Genomic DNA, 22,645 nt, shown 5'->3' with positions numbered 1-22,645 from the left:
ACGTTTCTCAAGGAGCTGTCATGGACAACCGTAAGTTCAGCCGTATCTTATTTAGCAATCAGGCGACCCTGCGTTTTCAGGGACAGAATTTCTTCACGCAAGTGACAGATCTGTCGTTAAAAGGCGCGTTGATCCAACGCCCTGCTGAATTTCAGGGACTGGTTGGTGAACATGCCCAACTGCAATTTCAGTTGGATCAGTCAGAATTAGTGTTAGAAATGGATGTCAGCATCGCACATTTACACCCAACCACCATCGGGCTGCGCTGCGAGCGTATCGATATTGAAAGTGCCAGCCACCTGCGGCGGTTACTTGAGTTGAATCTTGGCGACGCTGAATTATTAAGTCGCGAGCTCAACGAGCTGTCGAACTAAATCCTGCCGCGGTCAGGCCGTCCAGTGCGGCCGGATAGCCAAATGCAGCCGCCTGCTGCATCAATTGACGCCAGCTGGCCATATCCTGCCGTTGGCGAGCCAGTGAAGCGAAATAATACTGCACGGGCATCACCTGTTGCGGCTGTTTCAGCTGTTGCTGCATCAATCTGACGTATAGAGCCGGTACCGGTAATTCAAAATGTTGCATATGGCTGTTCGCCTCTACCACTCGGTAGGCCTGACGATTTACCGCGTCGCAGGTCGCGACCGGCGTTAAACGCAACTGCTCAGGGTCTAGTTGCCAATAATCGGCATAACGCGTTAAATCAGCGGCGGTAAACAGAATATTCGCTGTCAGATCTGTCCGCTGACATTCCGCTGCGGCAACAGATGCAGGTAATGCATATTCATCCAAAAAGCCCAAGGCATGACTGAATTCATGGCGAAATAACGCCGGCGTGAAATTCTCGGGCAATTGCAACCAACCATTGTTAAAACTGGCATTACCGCGCCCAGCAACGACCATCAGCAGCTGTGCGCGGCCGCTGCTGACAATCTCCTGCAGCACCTGCGCATTGCATTGAATTCGACTGCCTGGTGTCTCAGAACATTGTAGCGCCCGGCTATCAACAAAAGCTGGTGGCAAAAAACATAGGGGTAAAGTGGCGAACGCTGAAGCGGGCCAATTCTGCCGGAACTGTTGCCAGTGGCTGGTGGCTGAGGCTGACGTCAACACCGGCTGGATGTTCAGCTGACATTGCGACGTTGCAGGCTCCGGCGAGAGCTGTGGTCTGGTCAGGCCCTGCTCCTGCCAAAGTCCCAATAATGCAGCAGAATCTGCATCCAGCGGCTGCGAACGCCATTGTTGCAGTTGCTGATATTGCTGCAGCGGACCTTGCTCAGTCTGAGTCAGACTAATCCATTGACTTGAAGCATCCGGGTGGCCTTGCTGAATGGCTAACGCCAGATGTTCCGCAGCCTTTATCGATAGCTTCGCCTGAATCGCCTGCTGCGCTTTAGCAAACTCCAACGCACCGGGCACAACCGTCTGACTGGGCTGACAGGCGCTTAACAGCAATAAAAAAAAGCCAGCAAGCCGGCCTTTTTGTTGTGACAGCACCTGGTTAGTGCGCATGGCCACTGTCCTGCGTGTCTGCAGGCTCTTGCGTTTGCTCGTGCTGATGATCAGACTCTTGTTCATGCCCCTGTTCGACTACCGCCTGACGTAAGCGCGTCATCTCCAGACGGGCATAACGATGTTCAACAAACTCATACACGTTAGTTGCCAGTGACTTTTTATAATACGCCACTGCCTGCGTTGGGTTTTGTTTCAGACCATGCCAGCGTGCCAGATAAAAATAGACTTCGCACAGTTGCTCCGCTAATTGCCGCGGCTCTGTGACATCGGTACTGGCTGCTTTTAACAGATCTGCTTCGCTGATTTGGCCGAGGTAGAACGCCACAATCTGCGACGACCAGACTTTTTTATCCAAAGCGCCCTGATGTTTAGTCAGAGTTTCCAGTGCCTGCGGGGCTGAATGTTCAACCTGCGCCAAATACAACCACAGACTGCGATAAGGGTCATCCGGTTTCATTGCCTGAAACTGTTGGAAATCGTTGATTGCCAGTGCCAGCTTGCCATCATACTGCAACGCAATGCCGCGATTCAGATAGGCATACTGATACTTAGGTTCTAACTCTAAAGCCGAATCAAACGCATCATAGGCCTGCTCAAAATCGCCGCTAACTGTATGCTGGATCCCAATAAAATTATAGGCATCCGCCATATCTGGCTGTAAACGTAGTGCACGCATAAAATCGTAGCGCGCTAACGCCGACAGACCGACACTGTCGTACATCACACCGCGGTCATAATGCAGGCGGGCACGTTCGGGCTCAGACAGTTTGGCATTTTGTAACATTTCGCTGATACGGGCGACCGCTATTTCAGTGCGAAATGGTGCAGCAAGAGGTTCTGGTTCAAGCGGATCTTCAACGAGGATACCAACTGGCGCTTTTGGCACCAGTTGGCAGGCAGGCAATGCCACTACTGCAGCAAGCAGCAGTGGCGCCAGCAGCAGCTTAGTTAACTGCTTCGGCATGGGCTTCGCCCGCTTTGCTGTTGGCTTCTTTGATAGACAGGCGGACACGACCTTGTTTGTCTACTTCCAGAACCTTCACTTTGACTTTCTGACCGAGTTGCAGGTGTTCTGCCACGTTATTCACGCGCTCATCAGAGATTTGTGAAATGTGAACCAGACCATCTTTACCCGGTAATACGTTGACGAAAGCACCGAAATCAACAATACGCACCACTTCACCGTCATAGATAGCACCAACTTCAATCTCAGCAGTAATAGCTTCGATTTTTGCGATGGCGATACCAGCAGCAGCGCTGTTGGTTGCGGCAATTTTCACGGTACCATCATCTTCGATTTCGATAGTCGTGCCTGATTCTTCAGTGATCTGACGGATCACCGCGCCACCTTTACCGATCACATCACGGATTTTCTCCGGGTTGATGTGTAAGGTATAGATACGTGGTGCGTGCTCAGACAGCTCTGAACGGTGCGTGCTGATTGCAGAATCCATTACGCCCAGGATATGGATACGGGCAGCTTTGGCTTGTTTCAGTGCGATCTGCATGATTTCTTTGGTGATACCTTCAATCTTGATATCCATCTGCAGTGCAGTAATACCAGCTGTAGTACCAGCCACTTTGAAGTCCATGTCACCCAGGTGATCTTCGTCACCGAGGATGTCTGACAGTACTACAAAGTTGTCGCCTTCTTTAACCAAACCCATCGCGATACCAGCAACAGATGCTTTGATTGGTACACCAGCGTCCATCAGAGCCAGAGAAGAACCACACACTGATGCCATTGAGCTTGAACCGTTTGATTCAGTGATTTCAGACACCATCCGTACTGTGTACGGGAATTTGTCGAATTCTGGCATCACTGCAGCAACACCACGCTTCGCCAGGCGACCATGACCGATTTCACGGCGTTTTGGTGAACCGACCATGCCGGTTTCGCCAACCGAGAACGGAGGGAAGTTGTAGTGGAACAGGAAGTTGTCGGTTTTGTCTGACAGCAGATCGTCTACTGTCTGCGCATCACGGGCAGTACCTAAAGTACAAGTTACCAGAGCCTGCGTTTCACCACGGGTGAACAGTGCAGAACCGTGTGTACGTGGCAGTAAGCCAGTCATTACGGACAAACCACGGATCATCTCGTTATCACGTCCGTCGATGCGTGGCTCGCCGGCAATAATACGGCTACGAACAATTTTTGATTCCAGATTGTGGAAGATGTCGCCAGCTTCGGTTTCATTGAAGCTTTCGCCTTCAGCCAGTTCAGCTTTGATTTTGGCAAACACTTCAGCTTTGATCGCGCCGATACGCTCGTAACGTTTTGCTTTTTCAGTGATCCGGTACGCTTCGCCAACTGGAGCAGTCGACAACGTTTCAATTTTGCTGATCAGCGTGTCATTTTTTGGTTTTGCCACCCAGTTCCAGGCCGGTTTTGCAGCTTCTGCTGCAAATTCAGCGATGGCTTTGATGGCGATCTGCATTTGGTCATGGCCATAAACCACGGCGCCTAACATCACATCTTCTGACAGCACTTCAGCTTCAGATTCAACCATCAGTACTGCATTGGCAGTACCTGCAACGACCAGATCCAGCTTGCTTGATTTCAGATCAGTTTCTGATGGGTTCAGTACGTACTGGTCGTTGATGTAACCAACGCGGGCTGCGCCCAGTGGGCCGCTGAACGGAATACCAGAAATCGCCAGTGCAGCAGAAGTACCTAACAGAGAGATAATGTCCGGCTGAATGTCCGGCTCAACAGAAACAACAGTAGCGATAACCTGAACTTCGTTAGTGAAGCCTTCAGGGAATAATGGACGGATTGGGCGGTCAATCAGGCGTGAAGTTAATGTTTCGCCTTCACTCGGACGGCCTTCACGTTTGAAGAAGCCACCAGGAATACGACCGGCAGCATACATTTTTTCCTGATAGTTTACGGTCAGCGGGAAAAAGTCCTGACCTGGTTTTGGTTCTCTTTTACCAACAACAGTAACCAGCACTGCGGTGTCGCCCATGCTGGCTAATACAGCACCGTCGGCCTGACGGGCAATAACACCTGTTTCTAAGGTGACGGTATGCTGACCAAACTGGAATGATTTTACGATGGGATTCACTTGATATTTTTCCTTTGTCTTGTACGCGTGGATGAGGGCGCCTGATGGGCCTTTTACGCGGTGTATTTTTGGCTCGATATTGCGCGGCACAGTATAGCTGTTTCAGAGGCGGAAAAGATAGTTCAGGACCGGACAGCAACAGGAAAAAGCGCCGCTTTTTATCGCTGGAAAAGGGGCATCATAGGATTTTGCAGAATTCTCTCACCAGTATCGATTTTAGCCATAAAAAAAGGGGCCTAAAGCCCCTTTTCTCGCTGGTTTGGTCGATTAACGACGCAGACCTAAACGCTCGATCAGTGCAGCATAACGTGCAGAGTCTGAACGCTTCAGGTAATCCAGCAGTTTACGACGCTGAGAAACCATGCGTAACAGACCACGACGTGAGTGGAAGTCGTGTTTGTGTTCAGCGAAGTGTGGTTGCAGCTTGGCGATAGAGCCAGTCAGCAGAGCAACTTGAACTTCAGTTGAACCTGAATCCGCAGCGTTTGCGCCGAAGTCGGCCAGGATTTTTGCTTTTTCAGCAGTAGTTAGTGACATAGTATCCTCCAGGATATTAAATACGATCGCAGCCAGGCACTAATCCAGCCTACGACCAAAAATGAGCGCGCATTCTAACACAGCATGCTCGCAGTACAAGGATTATCTTAACTATTCGCCGTATTGAGCAAACGACGAACTTTGAGCTCAGCACCGTCCTGCATGCCGACGCCAATAAAAGCTTGCCTGTCGTCATAAAGTGCGATCGCATCACTCGGTCCCACTGGCAGTAATTCCAGTAGTTCAGGCGTTAACAACACAGTCTGGCCATGACGCAAGCGTTTGACTGCAGACGGATCTAGCGTTAAACGCGGCAAACCAGCCAGCGCATAGTCCATCGGCAGTAACAGTGCATCCAGCCCGGCCCAATCCTGCGCCTGATTCAGCGGTGCCAAAAATTCATCCGTCAACATCTGACTGGCCTGAAATGGCCCGACCTGAGTCCGCCGCAGCGCTGTGACATAAGCACCAGATCCCAGCGTTTCACCCAAATCATCGATCAGGGTGCGGATATAAGTCCCTTTGCTGCAGTGCACGATAAACCGTGCGTCCTGCCCGTCGAAATCGAGTAAATCAAAGCGAAAGATGTTGATCGGCCTGGCTTCACGCGGCACTGTGATGCCCTGACGCGCATATTTGTACAGCGGCTGGCCTTGATACTTCAGCGCCGAAAACATCGTCGGCACCTGCAATTGCGGGCCACGCATGCTTATCACCGCAGCCTGCAGCTGCTCCAGCACAAAATTAACTGGCCTTTCGCTGATCACTTCACCGGCAGCATCCGACGTATCAGTGCGAACACCAAAGCGCGCACTGACTTCATAGGTCTTGTCAGTATCCAGCAGAAACTGGCTGAATTTGGTCGCTTCACCAAAACAGATCGGCAATAGACCAGAGGCCAGCGGATCTAAAGCGCCGGTGTGACCGGCTTTTTCCGCCTGAAATAACCAGCGCACGCGCTGTAAAATGCCATTGCTGGACACTTCCAGCGGTTTATCTAACAGCAGAATGCCATCAACGATACGACGCGCCATTGTTATTCTTCTTCGTCTGACTTGGTCTTAGCATCTGGCCTTGGATCCAGCTCCTGGCCTGCGGCAACGCGTTTCTGCTCGTCACTTTTACGCACATTTTCGACCAGATTCGCCATCCGGATACCTTCATCCAGCGACTTATCGAAGTAAAAACGCACTGTCGGGACGATACGCGCCTGGATCCGCTTTGCAATCAGACTGCGGATAAAACCACTGGCATCGTTCAGAATGTCGAGGTTCTGTTTTACCTTTTCCGCTTCCAGCCCAAGGAACGTCACATAGACTTTGGCGTGCGATAGGTCTTTTGACACATCCACATCAGAGACAGTGATCATGGTATGTAAGCGTGGGTCTTTAATTTCCCGTTGCAGAATCAGCGCCATTTCCTGCTGCATCTGCTGGGCAAGCCGGTCAACCCGACTGAATTCTTTTGCCATAATTCTCACCTGAAATCAGAAACAAACAGGGGCCGCTGGCCCCTGCTTCATTTAATAATTTCTATTAACTCAATAGATTACAGTGTACGTTCAACCTGAACCACTTCGAATACTTCGATTTGGTCGCCTTCACGGACATCATTGTAGTTCTTCACGCCGATACCACACTCGAAGCCATTACGGACTTCAGAGACGTCGTCTTTGAAGCGACGCAGCGATTCCAGTTCACCTTCGTAGATCACCACGTTGTCACGCAGAACACGGATTGGTGCATTGCGTTTGACGATACCTTCAGTGACCATACAGCCAGCAACCGCACCAAATTTCGGTGAGCGGAACACGTCACGAACCTGCGCCAGACCGATGATCTGCTGCTTGAACTCTGGAGCCAGCATACCGGTCATTGCGGCTTTCACTTCGTCTAACAGTTCATAAATGATGCTGTAGTAACGTAAGTCGAGTGCTTCGTCTTCGATGATCTTGCGGGCATTTGCCTCAGCACGAACGTTGAAGCCGATCACGATAGCAGAAGAAGCAGCCGCCAGTGTGGCGTCAGTTTCGGTGATACCACCAACACCACTACCGATGATGCGGATCTTCACTTCATCTGTAGACAGACGCGACAACGACTCGCTGATCGCTTCGACAGAACCCTGTACGTCAGCTTTCAGTACGATGTTCAGCTCGGCCACATCGCCTTCGGTCATATTGGCGAACATGTTTTCCAGCTTGGCCTTTTGCTGACGTGCCAGTTTGACGTCGCGGAACTTCCCTTGACGGTATAGGGCAACTTCACGGGCTTTACGCTCGTCACGCACCACTGTCACTTCATCACCAGCTGAAGGTACGCCAGACAGACCCAGAATTTCGACCGGGATTGACGGACCAGCTTCTTTCACGTCCTGACCATTTTCGTCGCGCATCGCACGGACACGGCCATATTCCAGACCACAGAGCACGATGTCACCCTGACTCAGCGTGCCTTCCTGTACCAGGATAGACGCAACTGGACCGCGGCCTTTATCCAGACGAGATTCGATCACAACGCCACGCGCCATGCCTTCACGAACTGCTGTCAGTTCCAGCAATTCAGACTGCACCAGTAAAGATTCCAGCAGATCATCAATACCTAAGCCAGTTTTTGCAGAAACCTGCACGAACTGGGTATCGCCGCCCCATTCTTCTGAAATCACACCGTATTGTGACAACTCGTTACGCACACGGTCCGGATCTGCATCTGGTTTATCAATCTTGTTCACTGCCACCACGATTGGCACACCAGCTGCTTTCGCGTGCTGGATAGCTTCTTTGGTTTGTGGCATTACGCCGTCATCGGCTGCGACCACAAGTACGACAATGTCCGTAGCCTTGGCACCACGGGCACGCATCGAAGTAAACGCAGCGTGGCCAGGGGTATCGAGGAAGGTGATCATGCCACGGTCGGTTTCGACGTGGTAAGCACCGATATGCTGGGTGATACCGCCGGCTTCGCCTGCGGCCACTTTCGCTTTACGAATGTAGTCAAGTAATGACGTTTTACCGTGGTCAACGTGACCCATAACGGTCACTACTGGCGCACGATGTTCCTGCGCACCTTCGCCTTCGCGATCTGCCATTACAGTTTCTTCCAGCTCGTTCTCACGAGTCAGCGTAAACTTGTGGCCCATCTCTTCACAGACGATAGCGGCGGTTTCCTGGTCGATCACCTGGTTAATGGTCGCCATGGCGCCCATTTTCATCATCACTTTGATGACTTCAGATGCTTTCACAGCCATCTTGGCAGCCAGTTCGGCTACAGTGATCGTTTCACCAATCTTCACTTCACGCTCCACCGGCTGCGCTGGCTTATTAAAACCATGCTGCATGCTGGTTGGGGTTTTCTTCTTCTTGTGACGATTAGCGCGGTTAAATGCGTCTTTATCGTCCGCGTCGTCTTTTTTCTTGGCTTTGCCTACTGGCGCTTTTTTGCCATGACGACGACCACCACGCTCATCGCGTGAATCTTCTTCATCTTCGGCTTGTTTAGCAAAGACGTTGCTGGTCAGGTGATAGTCACCGACTTCAACCGCTGGTGCAGCTTCTTGCGACCAACGTTCTGCGTTTTCTTCTGCCAGACGACGGGCTTCTTCGGCCTGACGCTGTGCTTCTAATTCCAGCTTGCGCAGACGCTCTGCGTCTTGCTGCGCGATAATCCGCTCGGCTTCGCGTTTGGCTTCTTCTTTTGCCGTGCGACGTGCCGCTTCTTCCGGATCATCTTTTGCCAGCTGTGCACGTTCAGCTTCACGACGTTTGGCATCTGCCGCTTTCCGTTCCGCTTCGGCTTTACGTTCAGCCTCGTCACGGGCGCGTTTTTCCGCGGCCTGACGTTCTGCTTCAAGACGCGCGTCTTCTTTCGCTTTCTCTTCTGCCAGACGTGCTTCTTCTTCGGCTTTTAATGCCGCTTCATCCATGATCGGACGTTTGACATAGGTTTTCTGCTTGCGCACTTCAACCTGAATTTCGCGGTTGCGACCAGCGCCACCACTCACGCTCAGTGTTGACTTCTCTTTGCGCTTCAGCGTCAGCCGTGAAGGCTCGCTGCTGGCACCACCATGTTGTTTACTCAGGTGCTCAAGCAAAGATTTTTTTTCATCTTCGCTGACCATCTGACCAGACTGCTTTGCAATGCCTGCATCAGCAAATTGTTGAACCAACCGATCAACAGTCGTTCCCACATCACTGGCCAGTTTTTCTATCGTGACATCTGCCATGTAATAGTTTCCTCCGTTGACCTATCAGTTCTGCTCGCTAAACCAAACGATATTGCGCGCAGCCATAATTAATGCAGCAGCTTTTTCTTCTGCCATTTTTTCAATTTCAATCAAATCATCGACACCTAATTCGGCCAGATCATCGAGCGAAACCACACCTTTACTGGCCAGAACATAAGCGGTGTGGGTCTCCATTCCTTCCAGATTCAACAGCGCTTCACTTGGCTGTGAACCTTCCAGTGACTCTTCACTGGCCAGCGCGCGGGTCGTCAATACAGCTTTAGCGCGCTTACGTAGTTCTTCGACAGTATCTTCATCCAGCCCATCGATACTCAGTAATTCAGATACTGGCACATAGGCGACTTCTTCAAGTGTGGAGAAACCTTCGTCGACCAGAATAGAGGCGAAATCTTCGTCGATTTCTAGCGCATCCATAAAGACGCTAAGGACTTTAGAAGTCTCTTCCTGGTGTTTCTTTTTCATGTCGGAGACTGACATCACGTTCAGTTCCCATTGCGTCAGCTGGCTGGCCAGGCGAACGTTCTGACCGGCACGGCCAATCGCCATTGGCAGATTTGAATCTTCAACTGCGATATCCATCGCATGCGCATCCTCATCAACGATGATTGATGCCACTTCAGCAGGCGCCATGGCATTGATGACGTATTGTGCGGAGTTATCATCGTACAACACGATGTCCACGCGCTCGCCACCTAATTCACCAGACACAGCCTGGACACGTGAACCACGCATACCAACACAGGCACCAACTGGGTCGATCCGGCGATCGTTAGTTTTCACTGCGATTTTGGCGCGTGAACCAGGATCACGGGCCGCGCCGCGGATTTCGATCATTTCTTCGCCGATTTCCGGCACTTCAATGCGGAACAGCTCGATCAGCATTTCTGGACGGGTCCGGCTTAAGAACAGCTGGGCGCCACGGGCTTCCGGATTTACTGCGTACAACAAAGCACGAATGCGGTCACCCGGGCGGAAAGTTTCGCGTGGGATCATCTCTTCACGAGCTAACATTGCTTCTGCGTTATTGCCAAGGTCGACGATCACACTTTCACGGTTTACTTTTTTTACCACGCCGGTCACAAGCTCACCGACCTGGTCAATATAAGCTTCAACAACCTGAGAACGTTCTGCTTCACGGACTTTCTGCACGATGACCTGTTTAGCCATCTGCGTAGTAATACGGTCGAATTGAATCGAATCAATTTGCTCTTCAACGTAATCGCCGACATTTAATTCAGGTTCGTCGTACTGCGCTGCAGATAATGTCATTTCGCGGAACGGGTGTTCCTGCACTTGGTCGTCCGGGATCACCAACCAGCGACGGAATGTTTCATAAGAGCCAGTCTTGCGGTCAATCGAAACTCGAACTTCAATATCGCCTTCATTTTTCTTTTTGGTAGCTGCAGCCAGCGCAAACTCAAGCGCCTGGAAGATCTTTTCCCGAGGAACCGATTTCTCGTTTGAAACCGCATCAACAACTAATAGTATTTCTTTTGCCATGATTTATGCCTCACTAGAGCCGCGGTTCTACTCAGAACACCGGAACTACGTTTGCTTTCTCTACATTATCCATAAGCAAACGATATGGTTTGCCATCCACTTCGATGACCAGCATGTCATCTTCAATCGCATTAAGGATCCCTTTGAAACGACGACGGCCATCCTGTGGGATAGCCAGTTTGACTTCAACTTTTTGTCCGACAACTTTGGCAAAATGCGCCAGCGTAAACAAAGGACGATCCAAACCCGGAGATGAAACCTCCAGATTGTATTCGTTAGGAATTGGGTCTTCGACATCAAGGATGGCGCTGACTTCACGGCTGATCAACGCACAGTGGTCAACATTAACCCCGTCCGGATGATCAATAAATAAGCGTAAGGTGGAATGCCGCCCTGCCGCCATGAACTCGATGCCCAGCAGTTCAAAGCCATTGGCTGCAACTGTGGGTGCCAACAGCTCAGTTAAACGCTGTTCTTGTTTAGTCAAAGAGACCTCCGGAAATAAAAAAAGGGCATATAGCCCAGAATAGTAGTACAACGTTACCCCAGATATAAAAACGCCCCGACAGATCGGGGCGACTTTACACCGGTAAAACAGGATATCGCCAATCCCGTTCTAAATCTGGTTGCGAACTGAAAGTAAACACTTGCGGTTCGCGACAACGATGTTTTCAGCAGAAATTATCATTGTCGGTGAAAGTGGTTGCGGGAGCCGGATTTGAACCGACGACCTTCGGGTTATGAGCCCGACGAGCTACCAGGCTGCTCCATCCCGCGTCCGTAACTGGCGTGCATTATATAGTGGTGACCACTGTATCGCAACATATTGTTTTGGCAGTTGACCCGAGAGTCCTACTGCAACATTACTGTCTTGTAGCAACAGTAACATTAATAATTGGTGCCGAGAGCGGGACTCGAACCCGCATGCCTAGGGCACTACCACCTCAAGGTAGCGTGTATACCAATTTCACCATCTCGGCATTATTCAGAGGGATATTCGGAAGATTAGTTACCGACCGGAATATCTTTTGAAGCTTCTTTTTTCTCTTCTGGCTTGGCTGGAGCAGTTTCTGTTGCAGCTGGCGCAGTGATATTTTCAAATTCTGACTTTTTCTGGATGTGTGAGGTGTTGTAGTTACCCAAAATCAGGCTTAACACAAAAAACAACACTGCCAGAATACTGGTTGAGCGAGTCAGGAAATTACCACGACCTGCTGAACCAAAAATTGTTGCTGAAGCGCCTGCACCAAATGAAGCGCCCATGTCTGCGCCTTTACCATGTTGGATCAACACCAGACCGATAATTGCCAGCGCGACGATTGCGTATAATACGATAATAATTTCGTACATCATTATTCCTTTGCCATCTGGCAAATTGCAGCAAACTCTGCTGGTTTTAAACTGGCGCCACCAACCAAAGCACCATCGATGTCTGGCTGGCTAAACAGTGTTTGCCAATTTTCAGCATTAACACTGCCACCGTATAAAATTCGGACCTGCGCTGCCGCCTGTTGGTCAATGCGCGCCAGGTGCTGCCTGATAAATGCATGCACTTGTTGTGCTTGCTCAGGCGTTGCTGTCAGGCCTGTGCCAATCGCCCAAACGGGTTCATAAGCAATCACCGACCGGGCCAGCAAATCAGGGTGCGCAGCATACACTGCATCTAAATGCTGTGCAAGAACCCACATAGTTTTTTCTTGTTGCCGTTCAGATAAAGTCTCGCCAAAACAAATAATTGGCGTAACTCCGGCTGCGATAGCCTGCTGAGCTTTCTGCAAAACTGTCGCATCAGTTTCGCCGTATAAACTGCGGCGCTCGCTGTGACCGAGAATGACATACTCAGCTCCGACGGCGCGAATCATATCAGCACTGATTTCACCTGTGAAGGGACCGGCCTTCTCACTGCTGGTATTTTGAGCGCCCAGGCAATATTTTGTTGATTTTGGAAAGTCAGCCAGAAAGATTACAGGGGGGCAGATCAGAATTTCATGCGGGCAATCGATACTTTGCAGCATCGTTGCAGTGGCCTGCACCAACTCACGGTTCCCATTCATTTTCCAGTTTGCAGCGATAAGCGGACGGCGAAATGTCATGCGGACTCCCCTGTTTAAGCCGGCGCGATCTTAACGAACCTCGCCGCTGCAGACAAGACAAAGCCGGAAAAAAACCTGTTGGCAGGTATTTATCCGGCTTTTGTTCTGTTGCATCCAATCCTGCACTTCCTACAGCAGATCTGACAAATTCACTGCAGGAAATCTACGTTTTGAAACGCAGTGATCAGCTAGCTAACTTCACAGCTGCGGCGATCCGCTCGGCATATTCCTGTACCTGTGCCTGTTCTCTTCCTTCAACCATTACACGAATCAGCGGCTCAGTACCAGATTTACGGATTAAAACCCGGCCCTGACCATGTAATTCAGCTTCAACTGTCGCAATAACTTCTTTGACATGCATGTTGTCGAGTGGCGCCGAGCCTTTTTCAAACTTCACATTAACCAGCACCTGAGGCAATTTAGTCATGCCATGGCTTAATTCGGCCAGACTCAGATTGGTATCCATCATCGATGCAAGTACTTGTAGAGACGCAACAATACCATCACCCGTGCCGGTATGATCGAGATTGATGACGTGACCAGAATTTTCGCCACCGATACGCCAACCTTTTTCCTGCAGCAATTCCATCACATAGCGGTCGCCGACTTTACTGCGCACAAACGGAATATCAAGATCGGCTAAAGCCAGCTCCAGGCCCATATTACTCATCAGAGTACCCACCACACCACCGGTCAGGCGACCGCGTTGTTTGGCTGAACGGGCAATCATATAAATAATTTCATCACCATCAATCTGCCGGCCCAGATGATCTACCATCATAACGCGATCACCGTCACCGTCGTAAGCGATGCCTAAATCAGCGCCAAGTTCGACTACAGCCTTTTGCAGATCATCTGTGTGAGTCGCACCACATTTTTCGTTAATATTCAGACCGTTTGGTGTACAGGCAATGGTATGTACATCAGCACCTAGTTCGCGAAACACGTTCGGTGCGATGTGGTAGGTCGCGCCATTGGCGCAGTCCAGCACGATTTTGTAACCACTGAGCGACATATGGTTTGGCAAATGGCTTTTGCAGAATTCGATGTAGCGTCCGGAAGCGTCTTCGATCCGCTGTGCTTTACCGAGTTTTTCTGACGACTCACAGACCATTGGCTGTTCCAGCTCGGCTTCTATCGCCAGCTCAATCTCATCGGCAAGCTTGCTGCCATCGCCGGAGAAAAATTTAATCCCGTTGTCGTAATACGGATTGTGTGATGCGCTGATCACGATACCGGCTTCGGCACGGAAGGTATGAGTCAGATAAGAGACTGCCGGCGTTGGCATTGGTCCAAGCAGTCGTACATCGATACCTGCCGAGATCAACCCGGCTTCCAGTGCAGTTTCCAGTAAATATCCGGAGATCCGCGTATCTTTACCAATTAATACTTTGCGGGTACCGCGCTGCGAAAGGACACGCCCCGCAGCCCAGCCCAATTTCATTGCAAATTCCGGTGTGATTGGAAACTCGCCGACACGGCCACGTACACCATCAGTTCCAAAAAACTTCCTGCTCATTAAATGACTCCAGATTTGGTCGCGGCAACAATGGCTAATGCATCTGCCGTTTCTTTGACATCATGGACACGAATGATCTGTGCCCCTTGCATAGCGGCTATTGTGGCACAGGCAATACTACCTGCCAAACGTTCTGATACATCACGCTTAAGTAGTTGTCCAATCATCGACTTACGTGACATTCCTGCCAACACCGGGTAGCCGGTGGCAACAAATTCCGGCAATGCTGCCAACAGCTGATAGTTGTGACTGAGACTCTTACCAAAACCAAATCCCGGGTCCAGCATAATCTGTGAGGACGCGATGCCCGCAGCTTCACATTGCTGTGCACGATGGAGCAACCAATCCAAGACCTCGGCGACCACGTGGTCATAGTCCGGTTGATGTTGCATCGAACGCGGTTGCCCTTGCATATGCATCAGACAGACTGGCAGCTGGCTGGTTACAGCAACCTCAAGCGCCCCAGGTTCCTGCAGAGCGCGCACATCGTTGATCATGTCTGCCCCTGCCGATGCAGCCTGTCGCATCACTTCGGCTTTGCTGGTGTCTACTGAAATAATCAGATCTGGAAACCGGCTACGCACCGCTTCAATCACCGGGATCACGCGCTGCAGCTCATCGTCAAGACACACATCAGCCGCGCCTGGCCGAGTGGACTCGCCGCCGATATCGATAATGTCCGCCCCGGCAGCGATCAGTTCAGCCACACGTGCCAGGCAAGCGTTTTCGCCGGTAAATTGGCCACCATCAGAGAAAGAGTCAGGCGTAACATTGAGGATCGCCATCAGCCTGCTTTGCTGCAAATCCAGCCGGCGCTTACGGGGTAATAATAATTCCATCGGGACTCCAAACAGAAAACCCCGGCGGACCGGGGTTTTAATTTATCAACAGAGGCTTAACTGCCGTGGCTTTCGCTTGGCGTTGCATCTGCTGCCGGAGCTGCAGTTGCCGCCGTGCCACCAGAACCAGGTGCTTCCGGCTTTTTATCCTTTGGCTCCCAATGCTCTGGCGGACGCACGTCACGACGTGCCATTAAGTCGTCGATTTGTTTGGCATCAATCGTTTCGTACTGCATCAGACAATCTTTCATCGCGTGCAGAATATCGATGTTGGCTTCAATCAGCTCTTTGGCGCGCACATAGTTACGGTCAATAAAATCACGGATCTCATGATCGATCATTTTGACTGTATCTTCCGACATGTGTTTGTTTTTAGTGACTGAGCGACCTAAAAATACTTCACCTTCCTCTTCGGCATATAACAGTGGTCCCAATTTTTCTGAGAACCCCCACTGCGTCACCATCTTACGTGCCAGATTCGTGGCGCGTTCAATGTCGTTGGAAGCGCCGGTACTGACTGCCTCGCTGCCGTAGATGATCTCTTCCGCGATCCGGCCACCAAACAACGAGCTAATCATACTTTCAAGGAAACGCTTCGAGTGGCTGTAACGATCCTGTTCCGGTAAATACATGGTGACACCCAGGGCACGGCCTCGTGGAATGATACTCACTTTGTACACCGGGTCGTGCTCAGGCACCAGACGACCGACAATGGCATGACCTGCTTCGTGATAAGCAGTCATCTCTTTTTCTTTCTCGGTCATTACCATAGAGCGACGTTCAGTCCCCATCATGATTTTGTCTTTGGCTTTTTCAAACTCATCCATCGACACCACGCGGCGATTGTTACGTGCAGCAAACAGCGCAGCTTCATTGACCAGATTGGCGAGATCAGCACCAGAGAACCCTGGTGTGCCCCGCGCAATCAAGGACGCGTCCACGCCATCACCCAATGGGACTTTACGCATGTGTACTTTCAGGATTTGTTCACGACCACGCACATCTGGCAAGCCTACGACGACCTGACGGTCAAAGCGGCCCGGACGCAGCAATGCTGGATCCAATACGTCAGGTCTGTTGGTCGCGGCAATAACGATAATGCCTTCATTACCATCAAACCCATCCATTTCGACCAGCATCTGGTTCAATGTCTGTTCGCGCTCGTCGTGACCACCGCCAAGACCTGCACCGCGCTGACGGCCGACCGCATCAATTTCGTCGATGAAAATGATACATGGAGCGGCTTTTTTCGCTTGTTCGAACATGTCACGGACGCGGCTTGCACCAACACCAACAAACATTTCGACAAAATCAGAACCGGAAATGGTGAAAAACGGTACTTTAGCTTCGCCGGCGATGGCTTTGGCTAACAGCGTCTTACCAGTACCCGGTGGGCCCACCATCAACACGCCTTTCGGAATGCGGCCGCCCAGTTTTTGGAAGCGTGACGGATCTTTTAAATAATCAACCAGCTCAGTCACTTCTTCTTTAGCTTCATCACAACCAGCGACGTCGGCGAAAGTCGTTTTGATTTGGTCTTCGCCCATCAGGCGTGCCCGGCTTTTACCAAAGGACATCGCGCCTTTGCCACCGCCGCCCTGCATCTGGCGCATAAAGAAGATCCACACGCCAATTAACAGCAGCATTGGGAACCAGGAGATAAAGATCTGGCCAAGCAGACTGGTCTCTTCCGGTTTAACACCAGTTGAATCCACGTTGTTTTTGATCAGGTCGTCGAGCAGCTTTTCGTCATAGCCGCCAGGAATTGTAGTTTCAACCCGCTGTCCGTCTTTGCGTACCGCACGGACGACTCCGCCACGATCCACCTGGACTTCACGGATTTGGCCCTGATTCACATCATTAATGAATTGGGTATAGCTTGTTGTTCTGTCAGACCGGTCAGCCGGACTGAAACTGTTGAACATCGTCATCAGTACGACGGCGATCACCAGCCACACCATCAGATTCTTTGCCATGTCGCTCAAGGAAATAACCTCTTGTTACCAGAATTGCTTCTGTTGCTACTTTACTAGAGTTTGAAACCTGTCGCCACGATATATGTCTCGCTAGAACGGGCGCGAGACGAATCGGGTTTGCGGATCCGTACATTGGTAAATACGTCGCGGACCTGCTGGACAAAGGCATCGAACCCTTCCCCATGGAACACTTTGACGACAAAACTACCGTTTTTCTTCAGCACTTTGTTACACATATCCAGTGCCAGTTCTATCAGATACATGCTGCGACTTTGGTCTACCGTCGCATTACCACTCATGTTTGGTGCCATGTCGGACAACACAACGTCCACATTGCGACCATCAATCCGGTTTAATAACGCTTCAAGCACAGCATCTTCGCGAAAATCTCCCTGCAAAAACGCTACACCAGCCAAAGGATCCATCGGCAGGATGTCGCAGGCGATCACGACCCCTTCGCGCCCGACCAGCTCTGCAGCCAGTTGCGACCAGCTGCCGGGGGCAGAGCCCAGATCTACGACTGTCATGCCGGATTTGATCAATTTATCTTTCTGCTGGATCTCTTCGAGCTTAAATGAAGCCCGGGAACGCAGCCCTAGTTTTTGTGCTTTGTGCACAAAGGGATCGGTCACATGTTCTTGCAGCCAACGGCTGGAACTGGCCGAGCGCTTTTTCTTTGTCATGGAAACACTCTTAATTGGTCTTCCCTGCAAGATGGCGGTACAATGACGCTATTTCAAGCTTTCCAAACGGAAAAAGTCATTTTATGAGTCTTACTAACAAACAAAAGCAATTTTTAAAAGCCAAAGCGCATGAGCTGAAGCCTGTGATCCTGCTCGGCGGCAATGGTCTGACTGAAGGCGTGATGGCCGAAGTTGATCTGGCACTGGAACATCACGAACTGATTAAAATCAAAGTCCCGAGCATAGACCGGGAAGAGAAAGTAGCCGTCATGGACGCCATTGTCCGTGAAGCGAAAGCCGACAAAGTGCAGGTGATCGGCCATATTCTGGTGCTGTACCGCGCCGCTAAAGAGAAAAAGCTGCAACTGCCTCGCGGTTAATCACAGCCTACTCAGCCGGTTTTTTTTTCATCCGGCGACACCTGTACATCAAGAAAACCTGCCGCAACTAAATTGCGGCGGGCCTCGTCTGTGGTATCTGTTCGTTGTCTGACCAATGTTTCTGGCATCTCAATCGCCGTGGCTTTGAGAAACTGCCAGCCAATCACATGGTCGGCCGGTAACAACGCAATGACGTGGGCAAGCCGATGTTGCACACACCAGTTTGAATTATCGGTCACACCGGCAAAGATTTCTTTTGGGCTGGTCTGCCAATCCCGTACATCTAATACCAAGGCCCAAGGCCGATTGATAATTGGCTGGACTATGTCCCGGAAATCCTCAATGTATTCCTTGATATCACGGCTGGTCCAGACGCCAATAGCCCGCACCCACAGCGTTTGCTGCTCCAAATACAATTCATAGGCCGGATTGGCAACTTTCATGACAGACTCCTTCGCACTCTGGTACCGAGCAATAGTATTAGGTTGCTGGTACCACAAGTCGCTGCGCAATTTAACCATATCTCTTTGTAAATAAAACGACAAAAGCGGCCGAAGCCGCTTTTTTCCGTTAATCCGAGACTAAAGTCGCAGTTAGAGGTACTTCACGTCCGTGATCTCAAACTCAACCACGCCACTTGGTGTGGTGATATTGACGACGTCGTCTTGCTGTTTACCAATCAGGCCACGAGCGATCGGCGAGTTGACCGAAATCAGATTATTTTTAATATCTGCTTCATCATCGCCAACGACTTTGTAGGTCACTTCTTCCTCTGAATCAAGATTCAGAATAGTGACGGTGGAGCCGAAGATCACTTTGCCATTATTGGTCAGCTTGGTGATGTCGATGATCTGAGCATTCGCCAGCTTGCCTTCAATATCCTGGATCCGGCCTTCACAGAAACCCTGAGCTTCACGCGCAGCATGGTATTCCGCGTTTTCTTTCAGATCACCGTGTTCACGCGCATCGGCAATTGCTTCGATAATTGCCGGCCGTTTCACTGTTTTCAGTTCATGCAGTTCATCACGCAACCGTTGTGCGCCCTGAACTGTCATCGGGATTTGACTCATCCGTTTACTCTCTTATGTAACTCCTGCACCGAGTTCACTGTTGCAAACGCATTCGCAGCGTTGGCTTTACAGGTCGCAAATGCGGCGTTCAGGGTCGTAGTGTAATTGGCTTTATGTTGCAAGGCGCCACGACGTAACACTTTGGAATCTTCGATGGCCTGACGGCCTTCGGTGGTGTTTACGATATAGCTGTACTCACCATTTTTAATCCGATCCAGAATGTGTGGGCGGCCTTCAAATACTTTGCTGACAGCGCGGCATGGAATACCTGCAGCCTGCAATGCTTTCGCAGTACCGCCGGTGGCATCCAGTTCAAAACCAAGGGCGACCATGGTTTTCGCCAGCTCAACGACGCGCACTTTATCGCTATCGCGTACTGAAAGTAAAGCGCGACCACCAGTTGGTATCACGGTCCCGGCACCTAATTCACTCTTAGCAAAAGCTTCTGCGAAAGTTTCACCCACGCCCATCACTTCACCGGTAGAACGCATTTCAGGGCCGAGAATTGGATCTACACCCGGGAACTTGTTAAACGGGATCACCACTTCTTTTACCGAGAAATACGGTGGAATAATTTCTTTGGTGACACCCTGCTCTTTCAGTGATTTGCCAGCCATGCAACGGGCACCAACTTTTGCCACAGCGACCCCAGTCGCTTTTGACACAAATGGTACTGTCCGGGCAGCACGCGGATTCACTTCAATCAGATAGACTTCGCCGTCTTTGACTGCAAACTGAGTGTTCATCAGACCAACGACACCAAGCTCAAGGGCCAGCTTGCGTACCTGCTCCCGCATCACATCCTGGATCTGCGGACTCAGACTGTGTGGTGGTAATGAACAAGCCGAGTCACCGGAGTGCACGCCCGCTTGTTCGATGTGTTCCATGATACCGCCGATGACCACGTCAGTGCCGTCACAGATCGCATCGATATCGACTTCAATCGCGTCATCCAGGAACCGATCCAGCAATACCGGAGAGTCATTTGACACTGACACTGCGTCAGTCATATAACGTCGCAAATCGATATCGTCATAGACGATTTCCATCGCACGGCCACCCAGTACATAAGATGGACGCACGACCATTGGATAACCGATATCCGGTGCTTTGGCCAGCGCTTCTTCCATACTGGTCACAGTGGCGTTTTTCGGCTGTTTCAGGCCAAGACGCTCGACAGCCTGCTGGAAACGTTCGCGGTCTTCTGCCCGGTCAATCGCATCAGGTGAGGTACCGATAATTGGCACGCCGTTCGCTTCCAGTGCACGCGCCAGTTTCAGCGGAGTTTGACCACCGTATTGGACGATCACGCCTTTCGGCTGTTCTTTACGCACGATTTCCAGCACATCTTCCAACGTGATGGATTCAAAATACAGCCGGTCAGAGGTGTCATAGTCAGTCGACACTGTCTCCGGGTTACAGTTGACCATAATGGTCTCGTAACCGTCTTCACGCAGGGCTAACGCCGCATGTACACAGCAGTAGTCAAATTCAATCCCCTGACCAATCCGGTTCGGGCCACCACCGATGATCATGATCTTATCGCGGTTTGTTGGTGCGGCTTCACACTCTTCGTCATAGGTGCTGTACATATAAGCGGTATCTGAGGCAAATTCTGCCGCACAGGTATCGACGCGCTTATACACCGGGTGCAGGCCATAACCATGGCGTTTTTTCCGCACTTCAGCTTCAGCCACGCCCAGAATGTCAGCAATGCGTTTGTCAGCAAAACCTTTGCGTTTCAGTACGGTCAGGCGCGCCTGATCCAGGCCGGCAAAACCTGCAGCATGAATGGCCGCTTCTTCTTTGATTAAATCTTCCAGCTGGACCAGGAACCATGGGTCGATGTTAGTCAGCTTGAAAATCTCATCCATCGTCATGCCAAAACGGAAGGCATCGGCGATGTACCAAATCCGGTGTGAGCCAGGTTCACGCAGTTCGCGGGTGATTTTTTCTTTCGCTTCAGGTGCCTGAATATCGATGATCGGGTCTAAACCGCTAACACCAATTTCGAGGCCACGCAGCGCCTTTTGCAGTGATTCCTGCTGATTGCGGCCAATTGCCATCACTTCACCGACCGATTTCATCTGTGTGGTCAGACGATCATTCGCACCGGCAAATTTTTCGAAGTTAAAACGTGGCACTTTTGTCACGACATAGTCGATGCTTGGCTCAAACGACGCAGGTGTACGCCCACCGGTGATGTCGTTGGCCAGCTCGTCCAGCGTGTAACCAACCGCCAGTTTCGCTGCCACTTTGGCAATCGGGAAGCCAGTGGCTTTGGATGCCAACGCGGATGAGCGTGACACACGTGGGTTCATCTCAATGATCACCATGCGGCCATCGACCGGGTTGATACCGAACTGGACGTTTGAACCGCCGGTCTCTACACCGATTTCACGCAGCACTGCCAGGGAGGCGTTGCGCATGATTTGATATTCTTTATCAGTCAGCGTTTGGGCTGGTGCGACAGTGATGGAATCACCGGTGTGGACACCCATAGGGTCAAAGTTTTCAATTGAGCAGACGATGATGCAGTTGTCGTTTTTATCACGCACAACTTCCATCTCGTACTCTTTCCAGCCAATCAGCGATTCATCGATCAGCAGCTCTTTGGTTGGCGATAAATCTAAGCCACGGGCGCAAATCTCATCAAACTCTTCGCGGTTGTATGCAATGCCGCCGCCTGAACCGCCCATCGTGAACGAAGGACGGATAATGCAAGGAAAACCGATGGTTTCCAGCACTTGATAAGCTTCTTCCATTGAATGGGCAAAACCGGCGCGTGGACAAGCCAAACCGATCGAGCGCATCGCCTTGTCAAAGCGGCCACGGTCTTCGGCTTTGTCGATGGCGTCTGCAGTGGCGCCAATCATTTCGACATTGTATTTCGCCAGTACACCATGGCGCTCTAAATCCAGCGCACAGTTCAGTGCCGTCTGGCCGCCCATCGTTGGCAACACGGCGCATGGCCGTTCTTTTTCGATGATTTTTTCTACCACCTGCCAGTGGATAGGCTCGATGTAGGTCGCATCGGCCATTTCTGGATCTGTCATGATGGTCGCCGGATTCGAGTTCACCAGGATCACCCGGTAACCCTCTTCTTTCAGCGCTTTACAGGCCTGAGCGCCTGAATAGTCAAATTCGCAGGCCTGGCCAATCACAATTGGACCAGCGCCGAGGATTAAAATACTTTGAAGGTCGGTACGTTTTGGCATAGCTCTCT

At 50.9% G+C, this 22,645-nt stretch carries 20 protein-coding genes and 2 tRNA genes; 2 read left to right on the top strand and 20 right to left on the bottom strand.

Features of this window, described 5'->3' with window-relative positions; all coding sequences use genetic code 11:
* The first annotated feature begins 20 nt into the window (after positions 1-20).
* Entirely contained in the window at positions 21-374 is a 354-nt protein-coding gene (locus tag ACFFJP_RS05375; RefSeq protein WP_377241211.1) for a PilZ domain-containing protein, read from the top strand.
* Here the strand turns inward: ACFFJP_RS05375 and ACFFJP_RS05370 are convergent.
* The 17 genes from ACFFJP_RS05370 to rlmE all read right to left on the bottom strand — a co-directional run bounded on the left by ACFFJP_RS05370 (position 355) and on the right by rlmE (position 17,969).
* A complete protein-coding gene (locus ACFFJP_RS05370) occupies positions 355-1,509 on the bottom strand; it encodes a zinc metalloprotease (protein WP_377241209.1) in 1,155 nt (384 codons plus the stop codon). The two genes, ACFFJP_RS05375 and ACFFJP_RS05370, sit on opposite strands and share 20 nt — an antisense overlap.
* Positions 1,499-2,476 carry a lipoprotein NlpI gene (gene nlpI / locus ACFFJP_RS05365; RefSeq protein WP_377241207.1) on the bottom strand — a complete coding sequence of 326 codons (978 nt, stop codon included), beginning with the start codon at positions 2,474-2,476 and terminating at the stop codon, positions 1,499-1,501. Before nlpI ends, ACFFJP_RS05370 begins: the two co-directional genes overlap by 11 nt.
* Positions 2,457-4,580 carry a polyribonucleotide nucleotidyltransferase gene (pnp, locus tag ACFFJP_RS05360; RefSeq protein WP_208930640.1) on the bottom strand — a complete coding sequence of 708 codons (2,124 nt, stop codon included), beginning with the start codon at positions 4,578-4,580 and terminating at the stop codon, positions 2,457-2,459. The genes nlpI and pnp overlap by 20 nt, the downstream gene beginning before the upstream one ends.
* 267 nt (positions 4,581-4,847) lie before the next feature.
* On the bottom strand, positions 4,848-5,117 hold the full coding sequence (gene rpsO / locus ACFFJP_RS05355) for a 30S ribosomal protein S15 (protein WP_208930639.1): 270 nt from the start codon (positions 5,115-5,117) through the stop codon (positions 4,848-4,850).
* 107 nt (positions 5,118-5,224) lie between these two features.
* Positions 5,225-6,151: a tRNA pseudouridine(55) synthase TruB gene (truB, locus tag ACFFJP_RS05350; RefSeq protein WP_377241204.1), complete on the bottom strand. Its 927-nt coding sequence runs from the start codon at positions 6,149-6,151 to the stop codon at positions 5,225-5,227.
* Between the two features lie 2 nt (positions 6,152-6,153).
* Positions 6,154-6,588 carry a 30S ribosome-binding factor RbfA gene (rbfA, locus tag ACFFJP_RS05345; RefSeq protein WP_377241202.1) on the bottom strand — a complete coding sequence of 145 codons (435 nt, stop codon included), beginning with the start codon at positions 6,586-6,588 and terminating at the stop codon, positions 6,154-6,156.
* A 77-nt stretch (positions 6,589-6,665) separates the two neighbouring features.
* The gene (infB, locus tag ACFFJP_RS05340) at positions 6,666-9,338 is read right to left on the bottom strand and encodes a translation initiation factor IF-2 (protein WP_377241200.1); all 2,673 of its coding nucleotides are present in this window, start codon (positions 9,336-9,338) and stop codon (positions 6,666-6,668) included.
* A 24-nt stretch (positions 9,339-9,362) separates the two neighbouring features.
* Positions 9,363-10,859: a transcription termination factor NusA gene (gene nusA / locus ACFFJP_RS05335; protein WP_208930635.1), complete on the bottom strand. Its 1,497-nt coding sequence runs from the start codon at positions 10,857-10,859 to the stop codon at positions 9,363-9,365.
* A gap of 31 nt (positions 10,860-10,890) precedes the next feature.
* Complete coding sequence (gene rimP, locus ACFFJP_RS05330) at positions 10,891-11,346, bottom strand: ribosome maturation factor RimP (RefSeq protein WP_377241198.1); 456 nt, start codon at positions 11,344-11,346, stop codon at positions 10,891-10,893.
* A gap of 213 nt (positions 11,347-11,559) precedes the next feature.
* A tRNA-Met gene (locus ACFFJP_RS05325) sits at positions 11,560-11,636 on the bottom strand.
* A gap of 119 nt (positions 11,637-11,755) precedes the next feature.
* Positions 11,756-11,839, bottom strand: a tRNA-Leu gene (locus ACFFJP_RS05320).
* A 25-nt stretch (positions 11,840-11,864) separates the two neighbouring features.
* Entirely contained in the window at positions 11,865-12,209 is a 345-nt protein-coding gene (secG, locus tag ACFFJP_RS05315; protein WP_377241196.1) for a preprotein translocase subunit SecG, read from the bottom strand.
* A 2-nt stretch (positions 12,210-12,211) separates the two neighbouring features.
* Positions 12,212-12,952, bottom strand: coding sequence for a triose-phosphate isomerase (gene tpiA, locus ACFFJP_RS05310; RefSeq protein WP_377241194.1), 741 nt, complete (start codon positions 12,950-12,952; stop codon positions 12,212-12,214).
* Between the two features lie 184 nt (positions 12,953-13,136).
* Positions 13,137-14,471: a phosphoglucosamine mutase gene (gene glmM / locus ACFFJP_RS05305; RefSeq protein ID WP_377241192.1), complete on the bottom strand. Its 1,335-nt coding sequence runs from the start codon at positions 14,469-14,471 to the stop codon at positions 13,137-13,139.
* Complete coding sequence (gene folP / locus ACFFJP_RS05300) at positions 14,471-15,310, bottom strand: dihydropteroate synthase (RefSeq protein ID WP_377241190.1); 840 nt, start codon at positions 15,308-15,310, stop codon at positions 14,471-14,473. Before folP ends, glmM begins: the two co-directional genes overlap by 1 nt.
* Before the next feature lie 56 nt (positions 15,311-15,366).
* A complete protein-coding gene (gene ftsH, locus ACFFJP_RS05295; protein WP_377241188.1) occupies positions 15,367-17,295 on the bottom strand; it encodes an ATP-dependent zinc metalloprotease FtsH in 1,929 nt (642 codons plus the stop codon).
* A gap of 44 nt (positions 17,296-17,339) precedes the next feature.
* The gene (gene rlmE, locus ACFFJP_RS05290; RefSeq protein ID WP_377241186.1) at positions 17,340-17,969 is read right to left on the bottom strand and encodes a 23S rRNA (uridine(2552)-2'-O)-methyltransferase RlmE; all 630 of its coding nucleotides are present in this window, start codon (positions 17,967-17,969) and stop codon (positions 17,340-17,342) included.
* An 83-nt stretch (positions 17,970-18,052) separates the two neighbouring features.
* Between rlmE and yhbY the strand changes: the two genes are divergently transcribed.
* Positions 18,053-18,349 carry a ribosome assembly RNA-binding protein YhbY gene (gene yhbY, locus ACFFJP_RS05285; RefSeq protein WP_377241184.1) on the top strand — a complete coding sequence of 99 codons (297 nt, stop codon included), beginning with the start codon at positions 18,053-18,055 and terminating at the stop codon, positions 18,347-18,349.
* A gap of 11 nt (positions 18,350-18,360) precedes the next feature.
* Here the strand turns inward: yhbY and ACFFJP_RS05280 are convergent, their stop codons facing one another.
* From ACFFJP_RS05280 to carB, 3 genes are all read right to left on the bottom strand, one after another.
* A complete protein-coding gene (locus ACFFJP_RS05280) occupies positions 18,361-18,792 on the bottom strand; it encodes a hypothetical protein (protein ID WP_377241182.1) in 432 nt (143 codons plus the stop codon).
* 150 nt (positions 18,793-18,942) lie between these two features.
* On the bottom strand, positions 18,943-19,419 hold the full coding sequence (gene greA, locus ACFFJP_RS05275; protein WP_208930625.1) for a transcription elongation factor GreA: 477 nt from the start codon (positions 19,417-19,419) through the stop codon (positions 18,943-18,945).
* Positions 19,416-22,637 carry a carbamoyl-phosphate synthase large subunit gene (carB, locus tag ACFFJP_RS05270; RefSeq protein ID WP_377241180.1) on the bottom strand — a complete coding sequence of 1,074 codons (3,222 nt, stop codon included), beginning with the start codon at positions 22,635-22,637 and terminating at the stop codon, positions 19,416-19,418. Before carB ends, greA begins: the two co-directional genes overlap by 4 nt.
* Between the last annotated feature and the right edge of the window lie 8 nt (positions 22,638-22,645).

Origin of the sequence: Rheinheimera tilapiae (genome assembly GCF_042432165.1) — a bacterium.
Lineage (GTDB): Bacteria > Pseudomonadota > Gammaproteobacteria > Enterobacterales > Alteromonadaceae > Pararheinheimera > Pararheinheimera tilapiae.
Note: the sequence above shows the minus strand (reverse complement) of the source record. Positions and strands in the feature narration are given on the sequence as shown.

Bases quoted from the DNA above. Each gene is read 5' to 3' on its own strand.
- glmM (WP_377241192.1), bottom strand. From the start codon at position 14,471: ATGAGCAGGAAGTTTTTTGGAACTGATGGTGTACGTGGCCGTGTCGGC.
- yhbY (WP_377241184.1), top strand. From the start codon at position 18,053: ATGAGTCTTACTAACAAACAAAAGCAATTTTTAAAAGCCAAAGCGCAT.
- nlpI (WP_377241207.1), bottom strand. From the start codon at position 2,476: ATGCCGAAGCAGTTAACTAAGCTGCTGCTGGCGCCACTGCTGCTTGCT.
- infB (WP_377241200.1), bottom strand. From the start codon at position 9,338: ATGGCAGATGTCACGATAGAAAAACTGGCCAGTGATGTGGGAACGACT.
- carB (WP_377241180.1), bottom strand. From the start codon at position 22,637: ATGCCAAAACGTACCGACCTTCAAAGTATTTTAATCCTCGGCGCTGGT.
- secG (WP_377241196.1), bottom strand. From the start codon at position 12,209: ATGTACGAAATTATTATCGTATTATACGCAATCGTCGCGCTGGCAATT.
- ACFFJP_RS05375 (WP_377241211.1), top strand. From the start codon at position 21: ATGGACAACCGTAAGTTCAGCCGTATCTTATTTAGCAATCAGGCGACC.
- rpsO (WP_208930639.1), bottom strand. From the start codon at position 5,117: ATGTCACTAACTACTGCTGAAAAAGCAAAAATCCTGGCCGACTTCGGC.
- greA (WP_208930625.1), bottom strand. From the start codon at position 19,419: ATGAGTCAAATCCCGATGACAGTTCAGGGCGCACAACGGTTGCGTGAT.
- tpiA (WP_377241194.1), bottom strand. From the start codon at position 12,952: ATGACATTTCGCCGTCCGCTTATCGCTGCAAACTGGAAAATGAATGGG.
- ACFFJP_RS05370 (WP_377241209.1), bottom strand. From the start codon at position 1,509: ATGCGCACTAACCAGGTGCTGTCACAACAAAAAGGCCGGCTTGCTGGC.
- rbfA (WP_377241202.1), bottom strand. From the start codon at position 6,588: ATGGCAAAAGAATTCAGTCGGGTTGACCGGCTTGCCCAGCAGATGCAG.
- nusA (WP_208930635.1), bottom strand. From the start codon at position 10,859: ATGGCAAAAGAAATACTATTAGTTGTTGATGCGGTTTCAAACGAGAAA.
- ACFFJP_RS05280 (WP_377241182.1), bottom strand. From the start codon at position 18,792: ATGAAAGTTGCCAATCCGGCCTATGAATTGTATTTGGAGCAGCAAACG.
- rlmE (WP_377241186.1), bottom strand. From the start codon at position 17,969: ATGACAAAGAAAAAGCGCTCGGCCAGTTCCAGCCGTTGGCTGCAAGAA.
- truB (WP_377241204.1), bottom strand. From the start codon at position 6,151: ATGGCGCGTCGTATCGTTGATGGCATTCTGCTGTTAGATAAACCGCTG.
- folP (WP_377241190.1), bottom strand. From the start codon at position 15,310: ATGGAATTATTATTACCCCGTAAGCGCCGGCTGGATTTGCAGCAAAGC.